This window comes from Microbulbifer taiwanensis (assembly GCF_014904815.1).
Lineage (GTDB): Bacteria > Pseudomonadota > Gammaproteobacteria > Pseudomonadales > Cellvibrionaceae > Microbulbifer > Microbulbifer taiwanensis.
On sequence record NZ_JACZFR010000044.1, the window covers coordinates 1 to 15,202 of the forward strand.

Sequence of the window (15,202 nt, forward strand, 5' to 3'; positions counted from 1 at the left end):
AACGAATCTCCCCCGGACAAAGCGCCCCCACCCAGACCTAGCGCGGCCTTGGCCCGCTCCTACGGGCGCTTTGTAGGAGCGGCCCATGGCCGCGATCGCTGTGGGGTACCCGCAATAACGACCAAAACATAAACACTGTCCCTATTTAACCGACACCGGGCCGGCGAATACTGGGTCATACCTTCGACTCCCATTAGACTGCACCGATTAAAAATCCAACAGTAACGGGACTCATCTTGGCCGAATTGGGAGATATTTCCAATCAGACGCTGGCGCTACTGCTGCTTGTGTGTGTTGTCAGTGCTTTCATTTCAGCGGTCACCGGTGGGGCAGGCGGCGTACTGATGTTTGCCGCGCTGAATACCGCGATTCCTCTGCGTATGCTGGTCCCGATTCACGGTGCGGTGCAGCTGATAAACAACCTGGCGCGAATCTACTATGTACGCGAGCATATCCGCTGGGACTTATGCGGCCCATTCTTTATCGGCTGCACCCTCGGAGCTGGGGCAATGACCCTCGGTCTCGCCAGCCTGAGTTGGCAGCAGCTGCCGATGGCGCTGTTGGCCCTGCTGATTTTTTACACCGTATTGAAACCCAAAAAGCTGCCGGAGATTCGCCTGGCACCGCACAACTACTTTTGGGTGGGGCTGGCTACTGGCACCCTGGGTATTCTGGCCGGCGCGGTGGATCCTCTGCTCGCGGCATTCTTCGTACGCAGGGACCTGAGCCCCAAAGAGGTGGTGGCTAACAAGTCGGTAATGCAGGCCTGGTGCCATGCACTGAAGATCCCTGCCTTTATCTTCCTGGGGTTCGCCTTCTCGGATCACCTGGGTCTGATATTGCTGTTAACCATTGCTGCAGTAATCGGCACCCGGATCGGGGTGGCGTTGTTGAACAGGCTGAACAGCGAACTGTTCTTTAATTTGATGCGAGTGGCATTACTGGTAGCCGGTCTCAGGATCGCCTATCAGCTGGTCGCTCTGTAGAAGGTGAGTAAGATGGCTGACTATCAAATCCTGAATCCCTACAGCGGAGCGTTGATCGAGGAGTTCGACTATAGCACCCGGGAGGATGTAGAAAGGGCCATAGCTTTACTGGTCGAAGGGAGGCGGCGACAAGAGGCTACCCCGGCTTTCGAGCGCTCCAATACTCTGCTGCGCCTGGCGCAACTACTGCTCGAACGCAAAGAACAATTGGCGGCACTGATCACCGAAGAGACCGGTAAGACCATCAGTGACAGCCGCGTGGAGATAGACCGCGCCTACAATACAGCGATTGCCAGCGCCATGGAGGCCAGGGCGATCAATGGCGAGGCACTGGATTCCGACGCCTATCCACCGCAGCGGGACAACATCGGCGTGGTATTGTGGAAGCCGCTCGGTACTATCCTCTGCATTACGCCATTCAATTTTCCGATCAATATTGCGTTGCACAAGATAGGCCCTGCTTATGCCGCGGGCAACACAATACTGTTCAAGCCGGGTCCGCAGAACAAGCGCTCCGCAGAACTGCTGGTGGAACTCTGCTATATCGCCGGCATGGACAACTCGGTACTGCAGTTGTTGATTCCGGATATTGAGGCAACCAGTCATGCAGTAGCGCATCCACAGGTGCAGGCCATAAACTTCACCGGTGGCACCGCCGCGGCCAACGCCATAGCGGCACGGGCGGGTTACAAGAAGCTTTTGTTTGAGCTGGGCGGTAATGACCCGCTGATCGTCATGCCGGACGGTGATCTCAATGCGGCGGTCAACGCAGCGATCAACCAGCGCTTTGCCACGGCGGGTCAGCGTTGCACCGCGGCCAAACGCCTGTTTGTACACTGCGATGTCTTTGCGGCATTTTCAGAAAGATTAGTTTCCGCGACGGAGAGGTTGAAGGTCGGCGATCCTTCCGAGGACGACACCTTTGTCGGCCCGCTGATTCACTCCGAAGCGGCAGATGGGGTAGAGCGGCGCATTCACGCGGCGGTATCCGCGGGTGCGCGCGTGCTGTGCGGCAACAAGCGGCAGGGCAATATCCTGTGGCCGACTGTGCTGGCTCATGTCCCCGATAATGTGGAACTGGTGGCGCAGGAGACATTTGGGCCGGTGATACCGCTGCGCGCATTTGAAACCATCGACGAGGTGGTCGCACTGGTCAATAATTCACCCTTCGGTCTGCAGGCGGGGGTGTTCACCCAGAATCTCACGCTGGCGAAGCAGTTGTATAATAGACTCGATGTGGGCCTGCTGGCGGTCAACGATGGTCCCGGTTTCCGTGCCGAACACTTTCCGTTTGGCGGCGTCAAGGAGAGTGGCGTAGGGCGTGAAGGCGTGCGCTATGCGATTCGGGAAATGAGTTATCAGAAAACCCTGGTGTTTTAATCCAGGACTCTCAGCTCCCCTACAGGCCTTGGGCGCCGGGCATCCTGGCGCCAAATTCGGCTCTCCATAAAATTGCTTCTCAATTCTCCACTTTTCTCACCGACAACAGTTGTCGGGCAGTTTTCCTGCTCTTCCCCGACTGCTAGCATGGTCTGCGTTCATTCCACAACAATAATACGCAGCCCATGAACACTCTCAGGATAGTGGTGCGACAAATACTCCGGTGCCTGCTTCTGTTGTGCCTCTGTGCCTGCTCGGATTCCGGCGGTAACAAGGGGGTTCCCCAGCCCGATAGCACGGCGGTCGATTTGGTTGCCCGGATCGGCGACAGGGAGATCACCGCGGCGGAGTTGGATCATAGCCTGCGGCTCCAGTTATACGACCTGGCGCTGGTGGAGTACGAGCTGCGCCTTGACCGGCTCGCCGAGATGATCGGGCAGAGCGGAGGCGCGGAGCAAAGAAAAGCCGAAGTACTGCTGGAAATACCCCGCCCCCCGCGAATCGGTTTGCCGCAAAACACGCGCCGCGCGCGGGGCAACCCGGAAGCGCCCATCACCATTGCTATTTTCTGTTCCTATCAGTCCCCGCACTGCAAATCCATCCAACCGGCGCTGCGCCGCCTGGGAAGAGACTACGCAGGCTGGACCAGGCAGAAGATCTTTGACTTGCCGCTGAAATTTCACCGCGAGGGACAGGCGGCGGCCACGGCGGTTCGGTGTGCCGGCGAACAGGATGCAATGTGGCGCTACCAGGACGGCCTCTACGCGTACAGTCGCAGTCTCGGCGAAAAGATTTATGCCAGACTGGCAGCGCAGCTGGATCTGGATGTCGAAAGTTTTGCGCGGTGCCTGGAGTCGGCACGCTATAGAGAGGCGATAGCGGCCGATATGGCCTTTGCAGCAAACCTGGGCATCGGAAGTGTTCCGGTGGTCTTTATCAATGGGCTCTATATCAAGGGACCGAGAGAGTACGGCCACTATGCGATGTGGGTCGAGAAAGAGCTGCGTCGCATGGGCGTGGTCGAAGGGCAGCGGCATCCATGGGCCCTGAGGCAGTCGCAGGAGCAGCGCAATTTGCCGATGACTCGCCTGCCCCTCGCACTGGTTGGCGTCAGCCTGTCGGAACGGTCAAAAAACTCCAGTGCATTGATCGAAATCGAGTTGCAGCGGGCGCGCAGCTTTGCGGCGGGCAGTGAATTGCTGCCCGGCGTGCACCTGCGAGAAATTTACCAGCAGTTTGTCGTGATCGACAACCATGGTGAATTGCAGAAGTTACCGCTCAGGGGGACGACCGCCGCCAGTGTACCGTTGACAGAATCAACAGAGCGGGAAGCCGAGACGTTACGCCGCATAGAACAGCCGCTGGGGCCTGGCAGCCGCAAGCTGGTGGATCCGTCGGGTGTCCTTCCCCTTGGACGGGATTGGCTGGAGCAGCAATTGGAGAATCGCGCGGCGCTGGAGAAAAAGTTTGCACGGGCGGAAATGGAGGTGGAGGGGCATCACCTGCTACGCCTGGAGGGTATAGTCGACAGCGAGTTCTTCACCGCGCTGGGGTTTGAGGAAAACGACGTGTTGTTGCGGGTCAATGATACCTGGGTACACAGTGGCCAGAACAATCTATGGAGTGCGCTGACCAGTGGTCAAGTGGTGGATGTAGCTTTTATGCGCAAGGGGCTGCCGCAGCGCCTGCAATATATCGTCGAGGAACGAAGCTATTTCGAGGAGGGCGGGACAGAAGCCGAATCCGGAGATGGCGAAGAGGGTGGTGGGGAAAATTGAACTGGGCCCCGATGGTCGAAGCCCAGCGCTCACCGTACCGAAAAGTTTACCGCTATCTATCCGGGTTGCCGCTCCAGAGCAAGTCGGCGACGGCATTCTGCCCCTGGATGCTGGGGTGGAAACAATCTCCTCCGTCGATATCATTCGCCGTGAACTGGAAGGTGCCAGCATTCAGGTTTTCCTCGCCGTTGTATTCGGCTACTACTTCCACACCGTTAATGCCGGTGTAACTATCGGCTTCTTCCGCAAGGATTTCATTGTAGCGCCGTTGGGCTGCGTTGATACCGGCATAGCGGGTGGCGAAATCTTCGCCATTCATGGTTCCTCCATTGGTGGCGATACGGCAGATACTGAAAGAAGACCAGACGTTTTCGCAGTTCACTCCTGAGCTGGATGCCTGCTTGTCCAGCCCTGCGGCGCGCAGGTCCTGCACCCGGGGCACTGAACCCAGCAGTACCGTGGAACCGGCGGGCAGGCCGCCCACCAGCCTCTCCAGTCCCGCCTGGACCGCAGAGCGCCACTCGTTCTCGCTGTAAAGCGGATCGCCACAGTTGGCCGGGTCGACACAGCCGCGGTTGCAGATATCGTTGCCTCCGAGTACCACTTCAATGTGATCCGCCACGGCGGTCTGGGCCAGTATCAGGTCTGCCTGCACGGAAAAATTATTGCTGCCACCGCGCATTTCAGAGCCGGACTCGGCGGCGTCCTTGTTGGCGGCCACGCCGGGGTACGTAGATTTGTATTTATCGTGCACACTGGTTACGGAACCGTCCCAGCCGTCGAACCAGGAGTGCTCAGGCTGGTCTCCGCCCAGCAGGCAGAATAGATCCCAAAAGTAGCGGTTTCGGGTGCAGTCTGCGCCAAAGCCCATGGTGATACTGTCTCCAGCGGCGACGGCTTTGGAGGGCGCTGCCGATACCGGCCCGATTGATATAAGGCACAGGGTCACTGCTGTTACTACACCGTATTTCTTCCACATATTGTTATCTCCCATCCGGCTCTAATTAAGCCGCTTATTGTTGTTGCTGCAATTTGTGCTACTACGGTGAACGCTCGCAGTCTAATGCCGCGCTGCCCTTCGACCTACGTGAACAGATCAGACTGTTTGGTCAGTTGGCTGGATTTTGAATTGGGTTTCAGTTTGGTCGCGCAATACCACCGGCACTGGCGCGAATTTGCTTGTCCCACTGATGGGGTAGTGGCAACTGAGGCTGGGGTTTTGGTCAGAGGTGGGGCGGGCACCTTCCCGCGCGGTGGTATCCCTGTTCAACCTCGGGGGCTTCTACTATACTCCGGCACTGCTTGTCGGAGTGCCTGTGGGCTGAGATCGCTGTTGCGAGATCCGTTGAACCTGATCGGGGTAACCCCCGCGTAGGGAACAAGATCTGAAGTCGCCTGTGGACACCTTTAAAATTGACTGCGTGAGCGCCTGCCGGCGTTTGTTCGTCGCGATTTAAAAGGTACCCACATTTTAAGTAAAATGTGTGGCTTCTCTCTATCTTTCTGCCCCCTGGTACTGCGGCGTTAACCATCCGCAAGCCAAAGGGGTAAGCATGTCCGAGATCACCGATCAGTCCAGTCGCGCCGCCAAGTCCTCCCGCGCAGCCAGCCGCGATTCCGCCAAGACTTTCCTGGATAACCTCACTGCGCAGTCTTTTCCCAATTCCCGCAAGATCTACCTGCAGGGTGAGACCCCGGAAATGCGCGTGGGTGTGAGGGAAATCTGCCTCGGCGACAGCGTCGTTGGTGGCGACGAAAAGAATCCGCAGCTGGAACCGAATGAACCGCTGCGCGTCTACGACACTTCCGGCCCTTACTCCGACCCGGAATACAGACTCAATGTGCGCGAGGGCCTGCCCAAACTGCGCCAGGGCTGGATTGAGGCGCGCGCCGATAGCGAAGTGCTGGATAGTCGCCAGGCCGCATACAGCCAAAAGCGTATGGCGGACCAGGGGTTGGACCACATTCGTTTTGAAAACCTGCCTTCGCCGCGAAAGGCCAGGGCGGGCCAGAATGTTTCGCAGATGCACTATGCACGCCGCGGCATCGTCACCCCGGAAATGGAATTCATTGCCCTGCGAGAAAATATGGGGCGCGCCCAGCTTGCCGATACCCTGAGTGATTCCCACTACCAGAAGGCCCGCGATGGTATCTATATTCCGGAGCAGATTACGCCGGAATTCGTGCGCCGCGAGGTTGCAGAGGGCCGCGCAATTATCCCGGCCAATATCAATCACCCGGAACTGGAGCCGATGATTATCGGCCGCAATTTCCTCTGCAAGGTCAATGCAAATATCGGCAACTCCGCGGTAACCTCTTCCATTGAGGAGGAGGTGGAGAAGCTGGTCTGGTCGACCAAGTGGGGCGCGGACACGGTAATGGACCTGTCCACCGGCCAGAATATTCACGAGACCCGCGAGTGGATACTACGCAATTCGCCGGTTCCCATCGGTACAGTACCCATCTACCAGGCGCTGGAAAAAGTCGACGGCATTGCCGAGGACCTGAACTGGGAGGTGTTTCGCGATACCCTGGTTGAGCAGGCGGAGCAGGGCGTGGACTATTTCACTATCCACGCCGGGGTACTGCTGCGCTATGTACCGCTGACCGCTAAGCGCGTAACCGGTATCGTTTCCCGCGGTGGATCCATCATGGCCAAGTGGTGCCTGGCCCACCACAGGGAGAACTTCCTCTACACCCATTTCGAGGATATCTGCGAGATCATGAAGGCCTACGATGTGAGCTTCAGTCTCGGCGATGGCCTGCGTCCCGGCTCCATCGCCGATGCCAACGACGAGGCCCAGTTCGGCGAACTGCACACCCTCGGCGAGCTGACGGAGATCGCCTGGAAACATGACGTGCAGACCATGATCGAGGGGCCCGGCCACGTGGCGATCCACAAGATCAAGGAGAATATGGACGAGCAGCTGAAGCACTGCCACGGTGCGCCTTTTTATACACTCGGCCCATTGACCACGGATATCGCTCCCGGCTATGACCACATTACCTCCGGTATCGGCGCGGCGCTGATCGGCACCTATGGTTGTGCCATGCTGTGCTATGTGACGCCCAAGGAGCACCTGGGCCTGCCCAACAAGGAGGACGTGAAAGAGGGCCTGATGGCCTACAAGATCGCGGCCCACGCCGCGGACCTGGCCAAGGGGCACCCCCGCGCGCAGCAGCGCGACGATGCGCTGTCCAAGGCACGCTTCGAGTTCCGCTGGGAGGACCAGTTCAACCTGGGCCTGGATCCGGAGCGCGCGCGTACCTATCACGACGAGACACTGCCGAAAGAGTCCGGCAAGGTTGCACACTTCTGCTCCATGTGCGGTCCAAAGTTCTGCTCCATGAAAATCACGCAGGATGTACGGGCCTATTCAGAACAGCTCGAGGCTGCCAAGCAGGAAGCAGAGAAGGGCATGGAGGAGATGGCGATCAAGTTCAAGGATATGGGCAGCGAGCTGTACCACAAGGGCTGATACCTGAATGCGGATTGCATTGAACTTTCTACCGTAGTTCGTAGGGTGCGCCGCGCGCACCGAAAACCCGGAAACCCGCACCAGCTTGGACTGGTGCGAGACCGCCATGGATGGCGGTCATGCAGAAAACGCATGGAGCAGTTACCTGCCACGGCGCACCCTGCGGCACTACACAAAAAAAAGCCGGATAAATGTTGTGACAAATAACAATGTACCCCGAATCGCCATAGCCGGCGGTGGCCTCATGGGCCGCCTGCTGGCCTGGCGGCTGTCCCGGCAGGGGCTGGATATCACCCTGTTCGAGGCGGGCGACCTGTCGACGCCCGGCGGCGCCTGCTGGACTGCCGCCGGTATGATCTCGCCGCTGTCGGAACTGGTGCACAGCGACCGGAAGATCTACCAATTGGGCAGGCGCAGTCTGGCGCTCTGGTTGGACTGGGCGGCAGAGCTCGAGTCGCTGAGCGGGCGCCCGGTGGAATTCCGCAGTGCCGGCAGCCTCCTGGTTGCCCACGGCCAGGATAGAAGCGAACTGTCGCAGTTTCGGCGCGAGTTGGCCGGCAAGTTGAGCGGCGATATTTCCGCGCACCTGCAGACACTCGATGCTGCGGAACTTCAGCAACTGGAACCGGCCCTGGAGAATTTCGAGCATGGCCTGTACTTGCGCGGCGAGGGCGATATCAATAACCGCCGCCTGCTGCCAGTGTTGCTCAGCGTTTTACGACAGCAGGGCGTGTCGCTGAGAGAGCGCACGCCGGTGGCCTGTGACAGTTACCGGGTGGAGCACCAGGAGGGTAAGTCGCAGTTCGACTGCGTGATCGACTGCCGCGGCCTGGGGGCCAGGGATCAGGTCGAGGGTTTGCGCGGTGTGCGCGGCGAAGTGCTGGTGGTGGAGACCCGCGAGGTGGCGCTGCGGCGTCCGGTGCGCCTGTTGCACCCGCGCTATCAGCTGTACGCCGTACCGCGTAGCGACGGCCGCACTGTGATCGGAGCTACCGAAATTGAGAGTGACGATATGTCTCCCATTTCGGTGCGCTCAACGATGGAGCTCTCCACCGCCCTCTATTCCCTGCACCCGGCATTCGCCGAGGCGCGTATCGTCGAGACCCGGGTCAACTGTCGCCCGGCGACCATGGACAATATGCCCTATATCCACAGCGAGCCGGGACTATTGCGAGTTAACGGTCTCTATCGACACGGTTATCTGCTGGCGCCGGCGCTGGCGGAAAAAGTGGAGAAAATAATTACAGAACAGCTGTTACAGGTGGCTTGATGCAGATTTTCGTCAACGGGGAAGGGCACAGTTTCGAGCGGCCCACTGACCTCTCCAACCTGCTGCAACAACTGGGCTACAGCGGTGAGACATTCGCCGTGGCGCTGAATGGCGACTTCGTCCCGCGCGCCAGTTATCTGCAGACTGAAATCAAAGACGGCGACGCACTGGATGTGGTCGCTCCGGTAGTGGGGGGATAAAAGTGACCGAGCAGCTGAATCTCTACGGTAGTGCCTTTGACAGCCGCCTGCTGGTGGGCACCGCACTCTACCCATCGCCGGCGATTATGCGTGAATCGGTAGAGGCTTCCGGATCAGAAATCATCACTCTCTCCCTGCGCCGGCAAAACCCCGAGCAGCAGCAGGGCAAGATGCTGTGGGACTATATTCGCGATTCCGGCTGCCAGTTGCTGCCGAATACTGCCGGCTGCAAAACGCCGCGGGAGGCGATAGCGCTGGCGGAGATGTCACGGGAGATTTTCCAGACCGACTGGCTCAAGCTGGAAGTGATCGGCGACGACTACAACCTGCAGCCGGATCCCTACGGGCTGATAGAGGCCGCGCGGGAGCTGGTCAGGCGCGGATTCAAGGTGTTGCCCTACTGCACCGATGACCTGGTAGTGTGCCGCAAACTGCTCGACGTTGGCTGCGAAGTGCTGATGCCCTGGGGCGCCCCCATAGGTACCGGCCAGGGCTTGCTAAACCGGTACAATCTGCAGACACTGCGCGAACGCTTGCCAAAGGTTCCGTTGATAATCGACGCGGGCATAGGTGCACCCTCCCAGGCAGCCGAGGCTATGGAAATGGGCTTCGATGCCGTGTTACTGAATACGGCCATCGCCAAGGCGCAGAACCCGGTCTTGATGGCCAGGGCATTCAGGCTCGCCGTCGAGGCAGGTCGCAGCGCCTATTCCGCCGGCCTGATGCTGAAGCGCCAGACCGCCAGCCCCAGTACGCCGACGCTGGATATGCCTTTCTGGCAGCAGGCCGACACGGCGTTTCAAGATTAAAGAAGTGTGATGCAAGAGAGCTCAAAACCAATTGTCTGGTCCATCGCCGGCAGCGATTCCGGCGGCGGCGCCGGTATTCAGGCGGACCTGCTGACCTTCGCCGATTTCGGCTGCCACGGCTGTACGGCAATTACCGCCAATACGGCACAGAACACGACGGACGTGGCGGCCATCAATGCGGTGCCGCTGGATGTGCTGATCTCGCAGCTGGCAACGCTACAGCGCGATCTCTTCCCCGCGGCGATCAAGATAGGCCTGCTCGCCAATTCCGGCCAGGTCGCCGCCGTGGCGGAGTTCCTGCGCGCACTGTTGCAGATCAAGAAAATACCCGTCGTCTACGACCCCGTGGCCGTAGCCAGCAGCGGCGCCGCGCTGACCGAGGGCGGTATTGGCGAGACGGTGATCGAAATGCTGTTACCCTTGTGCGACCTGATCACGCCCAACCGGCACGAGCTGGAGTTGCTGGCAGGTGCGCCGGTAGGGAGTGCCGGGCGGATAGTGGCGGCCGCGCAACAGCTGTGTGCTGCGGGCTGCGACGCCCTGTTGGTGACCGGCGGTCACGGTGAGCTGGTCGAGGGCGAAATGGCCGATCTTCTGTGGGATAGCGGCAGGGCCGACTGGTTTATTGGAGAGAAGATCCCCGGCGACAACAATCACGGCACCGGCTGCACCCTGTCTTCCGCAATTGCGGCCTGCCTGGCGCTGGGCTATCCGCTGCGGGATGCCTGCGTAGTAGCCAAGGCCTATGTTCAGCGCGGGCTGCGCCAGGGGAAGGGCGAGAAGATCGGTTCCGGAGCCGGCCCGGTGGGGCACTGCGGATGGCCGTCAGAGCTGCGGGATTTTCCGGATATACTGTTGCCCAGCGAGGACAGGGCCAAAGCCTACGGATTTTCTGACACTGCTGATAAATTCGCCTTTGAACAGGGCTTTGCCCCACCCGACACCTCGCGGCTGGGACTCTACCCGGTGGTGGACTCGGTGGAGTGGCTCGAGAAACTGGCCGAGCGGGGAGTGCGTACCCTGCAGCTGCGGATCAAGAATCCCGGCGGCGATCTGCGCCAGCAGGTGGAAGGCGCGGTGGCCATCGGCAGAGAATACAATCTGCGCCTGTTTATCAACGACTTCTGGCAGCTGGCTATAGAGTGCGGTGCCTATGGCGTGCACCTGGGGCAGGAGGACTTGCAGAGCGCAGACCTGGGTGCGATCCAGCGCGCCGGCCTGAAACTGGGTATCAGTACCCACGGCTTCTACGAACTGCTGCTGGCCTATCGCTATAGACCCAGCTACCTGGCCATAGGGGCAATATTCGTCACCGATACCAAAGATATGAGCGCGCAGCTGCAGGGTACGGAAAAGCTCGCCCGTATGGCCGCACTGCTGCCGGACTACCCGCTGGTCGCCATCGGCGGTATCAGCCTGGCGCGGGCGCCGGCAGTGGCGGCGACCGGTGTGGGCAGTATCGCGGTGGTCAGTGCCGTTACCGGGGCGGAGAATTACCGGCAGGCCGTCGAACAATTTCAAGCGGTTATAGAAAACTGAATCATGCTGAGCCGAAAAGAATTACAGCGTTACAGCCGCCAGATAATGCTGCCCCAGGTGGGCGAGGAGGGGCAGCAGAAACTGTCCGCGGCAAAAGTGATGATTGTCGGCCTGGGTGGCCTCGGCAGCCCGGTGGCTCTCTACCTGGCTGCGGCCGGGGTGGGCGAATTGCACCTTGTCGACGGCGACCGGGTCGATATCTCCAACCTGCAGCGACAGGTTCTCTACAAGACCAATCACCGCGACAAACCCAAGGCGCAGGTGGCGGCCCAGCAGCTGGCCGCGGCCAATCCGGAAATCCGTTTACAGGCCCACCCTCATATGGCGGAGGAATCCTGGCTGCAGGACATGGTGCCGGAAATGGATCTGGTGCTCGACTGCACCGACAACCTGGAGATCCGCCATACGATCAACCGCGTCTGTCGCGACGCGGAGCGGCCGGTGATCATGGCCTCGGTGCGTGGCTTTTCCGGACAGCTGGTCAGTTTCGATTTTTCCTCAGCCCCGTCTCCCTGCTACTCCTGCCTGTTTCCGCCGCGAGACCAACAGGAAGTGCAGAACTGCTCAACCGCCGGCGTTATAGGTCCGGCACTGGGTATTATCGGCAGCATGCAGGCCCTGGAGGCGATCAAGCTTCTACTCGGCCTGCCACTGGCCAGTCTTGGTAAGCTGCAGCTGTTCGAGGCGGAGACCCTGGAGTTGCGGTCATTGCAATTGCAGCGCGATAATGGCTGTCCGGTTTGCGCTTCTTCAGAATAACAATGCAATCAGTGAAATCGAAATTGATGCTGCCGATCGTGCTGGCGGCTATTTGCGCATGTTCCCCCGGGGAATCGAAACACAGTGAATCGGGGGGCGCTTCTACTTCTGTAACGGCCGAGAAACCGGGTCAGGTTGCCGTCCTGGAAATTTATCGGCGCAGCTGCTTCAGTTGTCATGAGAGCGGCGTCAACGGCGCGCCGCGCAGTGGAGATACGGATGCCTGGGCACCGCGGCTGGCCAAGGGCATGGATACCCTGGTCGCCAATGCAATCAATGGTTATCAGGCCATGCCGCCGCGCGGTCTCTGTTTTGACTGCAGCGAGGCTGAATTTGCCGCACTGATCCACTATATGGCCGCTACTCAACCGGGCAGGCAAGCGGAATAAACAGACATCAACGACTGGAGCCAGCCATGCGTGCTTTTTCCCAGCGGTACCGTCTCTCACTCTCTTCCTTTCTCGCCACTATTCCCCTTCTGTTGCTCTGCACAGATTCGCGGGCACAAAATGTCTCCCTGCCGGATAAGCTGGCACTGAGCGAGTGGAAGGTATCCTGGGCCGGGCGCCCGCGGGATCCCTTTGTGGACGCGGAGGGCAGTGTCTGGTTCTGCGGGCAGGCGGGCAACTATATCGGCCGATTTACGCCGGACAGCGGCCAATTCAAGCAGTTTTCCGTACCCGAGGGCAGTCACCCACACAACCTGATCGTCGACGACCAGGATCGCGTCTGGTATGCCGGCAACCGCAATGCACATATCGGCCGCCTGGACCCGGAAAACGGCGAGATCAAGCGTTTCGCCATGCCGGAGGGCGTCGAGGATCCGCATACGCTGGAGTTCAACCGCGACGGCAATATCTGGTTTACCGCCCAGAACAGCAACCGCATCGGCTTGCTGAATGTCACCAGTGGTGATGTAAAGGCGGTGGCGCCCGAAACTCCCAAGTCGCGTCCCTACGGCATCAAGGTGGATGGGAATGACAGGCCCTGGATAGCCCTGTTCGGCACCAACAGGCTGGCCTGGGTGGATCCCCGGACTATGGTTCTGACCGAGATAGAGCTCCCCCGCGCCGACGCCCGCCCGCGCCGACTGGAGATAGATGGCGCTGGCAATATCTGGTATGTGGACTATGCGGAAGGCTATCTGGGGCGCTATGTGCCCGGAACCGGGAAGTTTACCGAGTGGAAGATTCCCGGTGAAACCCCGCGCCCCTATGGCACTGCCCTGGATGACAAAGGGCGTCTCTGGATCGCCGATACCGGTGTGCTCCCTAACCGTCTCCTCGCCTTCGATATCGCGCAGGAAAAATTTATCAGCGAAAGCCGGGTGCCCAGCGGTGGCAATGTGCGGCACATGGTTTTCAACGGCGAGGATGGCAGCTTCTGGTTTGGCGTGGATACCGGATACCTGGTCCAGGGCACGCCGAAAAACTGAGACCGTTGCTTTCGCAACATTCTTTTGTGCTTTGCTATAGTTTCTTTTTATGGTTTCTATTCGATAAATAAATTTTTAATCAATCGTCGGCAGGATATCCTGTAGAGAGTTTTCTGAATCCGAACTTCAAGTGGAGGCGTTTGCATATGAGCAAAATTGATATCGGTATTGGCGAGCAGGATCGCGAAAAGATTGCCGGTGGGTTGAAGCACCTGCTGGCCGACAGCTACACCCTGTACCTGCAGACCCACAACTTTCACTGGAACGTGACAGGTCCCCTGTTTCGCGAACTGCACCTGATGTTCGAGGAGCAATACACGGAGCTGGCCGAGGCAGTGGACGATATTGCCGAGCGCATCCGCACCCTGGGGGTGCCGGCGCCGGGCACCTACCAGGCTTTTGCCAAGCTCAGCTCCATCAAGGAGGTAGCGGAAATACCGCCGGCGGAACAGATGGTGGAAATACTCACCCAGGGCCACGAGCAGGTGGTGAAAACCTGCCGCGAAGTACTCAAGGCGGCGCAGGCGGGCGATGACGAGTCCACCATCGCGCTGGTTTCCGACCGCATGCGGGTGCATGAGAAAACCGCCTGGATGCTGCGCGCCACATCCAGATAGTCCGTCCCCCGGGGCGGACCTGGTGTTCGTCCCAATCATTCAACCAGCAGTTCCAGAAATGTCCTGGCCGGCGCAGAAATCGAGCCGCGGCTCTTCACCAGCGCCCCCACTTCCTGCCCGATCACCGGCGCCGACAGCGGCAGGCAAACCAGACCGTATTCCCGCATCTGCGTCTCGCACAGGCTGGGCACAGCGCTGACCCCCAGGCCGGCCCTGACCAGCTGGCCGATGGTACTCAACTGGTTGGCTTCGCACAGCAGCCGCACCGGCTTGCCGCAGTGGGAAAAGGCGCCGTCGGTCCAGCGACGCACGGCGGAGCCGCGGTTCATGGCGATGAATGGCGCCGCCGCCAGGTCATTCCAGCGCAGGGATTTTTTCTCCACCAGCGGGTGTCCCGGAGGTAGCAGGGCGACAAAGCGGTCGCGCTCGAAGGGGAGGAATTCGAGCCCGCCCAGGTCATCTGGGCGAAAACTGATACCCAGCTCCGCGCGCCCATCCTGCACCGCCTGTATGACCCGCTCCATCACGATATCCTCCAGTGCGATATTGATATCCGGGTGCGCCCTGTGGAACTGCGCCAGCAGTGCCGGCAGCCGGTTCAGGGCGAAGGCGGGGATCACTGCCAGGGACAGCTGGCCGCGCTGCAGGCGGAAGCGCTGCTGTATCGCGTCCAGGGACTGGTCCCAGCTGTGCAGCAACTGCTCCGCGCGGGCCAGGAACTCGCGCCCCTCGGGGGTCAGTGCCAGCTGGCGACTGTCGCGGCTGAACAATGGGCCGCCGGCGGCGCTCTCCAGGTTGCGTATCGCCACCGACAGCGCCGGCTGGGAGATATGCAGCTGTGCGCTGGCCTCGGCCAGGCTGCGGGTGCGGGCCACTGTGGTGAAGGCACGAAGTTGTTTGATGGTGGCGCTCAAGCGACTCTCCAGTGATTAGGGCCCCCTCTTGCTCCC

General features: G+C 59.8%; 14 protein-coding genes and 1 riboswitch. Of the genes, 12 read left to right on the forward strand and 2 right to left on the reverse strand.

All coding sequences use genetic code 11. From position 1 onward, the window contains the following. The first annotated feature begins 236 nt into the window (after window positions 1–236). From IG627_RS15490 to IG627_RS15500, 3 genes are all read left to right on the forward strand, one after another. Window positions 237–986, forward strand: a complete 750-nt coding sequence (locus IG627_RS15490) for a sulfite exporter TauE/SafE family protein (RefSeq protein WP_193193299.1) — start codon at window positions 237–239, stop codon at window positions 984–986. 12 nt (window positions 987–998) lie between these two features. Then, window positions 999–2,366 carry a sulfoacetaldehyde dehydrogenase SafD gene (safD, locus tag IG627_RS15495; protein ID WP_193193300.1) on the forward strand — a complete coding sequence of 456 codons (1,368 nt, stop codon included), beginning with the start codon at window positions 999–1,001 and terminating at the stop codon, window positions 2,364–2,366. A 185-nt stretch (window positions 2,367–2,551) separates the two neighbouring features. Beyond that, on the forward strand, window positions 2,552–4,144 hold the full coding sequence (locus IG627_RS15500) for a thioredoxin domain-containing protein (protein WP_226865243.1): 1,593 nt from the start codon (window positions 2,552–2,554) through the stop codon (window positions 4,142–4,144). A gap of 52 nt (window positions 4,145–4,196) precedes the next feature. On the opposite strand, the gene IG627_RS15505 is transcribed toward IG627_RS15500, so the two are convergent. Continuing rightward, a complete protein-coding gene (locus IG627_RS15505) occupies window positions 4,197–5,123 on the reverse strand; it encodes an SGNH/GDSL hydrolase family protein (RefSeq protein WP_193193302.1) in 927 nt (308 codons plus the stop codon). A gap of 317 nt (window positions 5,124–5,440) precedes the next feature. Next, window positions 5,441–5,539: riboswitch (TPP riboswitch) on the forward strand. 158 nt (window positions 5,540–5,697) lie between these two features. Here IG627_RS15505 and thiC point away from each other — a divergent pair. The 9 genes from thiC to IG627_RS15550 all read left to right on the forward strand — a co-directional run bounded on the left by thiC (window position 5,698) and on the right by IG627_RS15550 (window position 14,252). Next, the gene (gene thiC / locus IG627_RS15510) at window positions 5,698–7,623 is read left to right on the forward strand and encodes a phosphomethylpyrimidine synthase ThiC (RefSeq protein ID WP_226865245.1); all 1,926 of its coding nucleotides are present in this window, start codon (window positions 5,698–5,700) and stop codon (window positions 7,621–7,623) included. Between the two features lie 196 nt (window positions 7,624–7,819). After that, window positions 7,820–8,893, forward strand: coding sequence for a glycine oxidase ThiO (gene thiO / locus IG627_RS15515; RefSeq protein ID WP_319024582.1), 1,074 nt, complete (start codon window positions 7,820–7,822; stop codon window positions 8,891–8,893). Further along, a complete protein-coding gene (gene thiS / locus IG627_RS15520) occupies window positions 8,893–9,093 on the forward strand; it encodes a sulfur carrier protein ThiS (protein WP_193193304.1) in 201 nt (66 codons plus the stop codon). Before thiO ends, thiS begins: the two co-directional genes overlap by 1 nt. A gap of 2 nt (window positions 9,094–9,095) precedes the next feature. Beyond that, entirely contained in the window at window positions 9,096–9,902 is an 807-nt protein-coding gene (locus IG627_RS15525; RefSeq protein WP_193193305.1) for a thiazole synthase, read from the forward strand. A 9-nt stretch (window positions 9,903–9,911) separates the two neighbouring features. Continuing rightward, entirely contained in the window at window positions 9,912–11,441 is a 1,530-nt protein-coding gene (gene thiE / locus IG627_RS15530; RefSeq protein WP_193193306.1) for a thiamine phosphate synthase, read from the forward strand. 3 nt (window positions 11,442–11,444) lie between these two features. Then, the gene (locus IG627_RS15535; protein ID WP_193193307.1) at window positions 11,445–12,200 is read left to right on the forward strand and encodes a HesA/MoeB/ThiF family protein; all 756 of its coding nucleotides are present in this window, start codon (window positions 11,445–11,447) and stop codon (window positions 12,198–12,200) included. Window positions 12,201–12,202: 2 nt separating this feature from the next. Then, a complete protein-coding gene (locus tag IG627_RS15540) occupies window positions 12,203–12,589 on the forward strand; it encodes a c-type cytochrome (protein ID WP_226865247.1) in 387 nt (128 codons plus the stop codon). A 26-nt stretch (window positions 12,590–12,615) separates the two neighbouring features. Continuing rightward, a complete protein-coding gene (locus IG627_RS15545; RefSeq protein WP_193193308.1) occupies window positions 12,616–13,635 on the forward strand; it encodes a Vgb family protein in 1,020 nt (339 codons plus the stop codon). Between the two features lie 146 nt (window positions 13,636–13,781). Then, window positions 13,782–14,252, forward strand: coding sequence for a Dps family protein (locus IG627_RS15550; protein ID WP_193193309.1), 471 nt, complete (start codon window positions 13,782–13,784; stop codon window positions 14,250–14,252). Between the two features lie 35 nt (window positions 14,253–14,287). Here the strand turns inward: IG627_RS15550 and IG627_RS15555 are convergent, their stop codons facing one another. Continuing rightward, window positions 14,288–15,166 carry a LysR family transcriptional regulator gene (locus IG627_RS15555; RefSeq protein WP_193193310.1) on the reverse strand — a complete coding sequence of 293 codons (879 nt, stop codon included), beginning with the start codon at window positions 15,164–15,166 and terminating at the stop codon, window positions 14,288–14,290. Window positions 15,167–15,202 lie beyond the last annotated feature (36 nt).

What these genes read in the sequence shown, in the direction of transcription:
- IG627_RS15500 (WP_226865243.1), top strand. Translation starts at nt 2,552, where the DNA reads ATGAACACTCTCAGGATAGTGGTGCGACAAATACTCCGGTGCCTGCTT.
- safD (WP_193193300.1), top strand. Translation starts at nt 999, where the DNA reads ATGGCTGACTATCAAATCCTGAATCCCTACAGCGGAGCGTTGATCGAG.
- IG627_RS15545 (WP_193193308.1), top strand. Translation starts at nt 12,616, where the DNA reads ATGCGTGCTTTTTCCCAGCGGTACCGTCTCTCACTCTCTTCCTTTCTC.
- IG627_RS15550 (WP_193193309.1), top strand. Translation starts at nt 13,782, where the DNA reads ATGAGCAAAATTGATATCGGTATTGGCGAGCAGGATCGCGAAAAGATT.
- thiE (WP_193193306.1), top strand. Translation starts at nt 9,912, where the DNA reads ATGCAAGAGAGCTCAAAACCAATTGTCTGGTCCATCGCCGGCAGCGAT.
- thiC (WP_226865245.1), top strand. Translation starts at nt 5,698, where the DNA reads ATGTCCGAGATCACCGATCAGTCCAGTCGCGCCGCCAAGTCCTCCCGC.
- IG627_RS15540 (WP_226865247.1), top strand. Translation starts at nt 12,203, where the DNA reads ATGCAATCAGTGAAATCGAAATTGATGCTGCCGATCGTGCTGGCGGCT.
- IG627_RS15505 (WP_193193302.1), bottom strand. Translation starts at nt 5,123, where the DNA reads ATGTGGAAGAAATACGGTGTAGTAACAGCAGTGACCCTGTGCCTTATA.
- thiS (WP_193193304.1), top strand. Translation starts at nt 8,893, where the DNA reads ATGCAGATTTTCGTCAACGGGGAAGGGCACAGTTTCGAGCGGCCCACT.
- IG627_RS15535 (WP_193193307.1), top strand. Translation starts at nt 11,445, where the DNA reads ATGCTGAGCCGAAAAGAATTACAGCGTTACAGCCGCCAGATAATGCTG.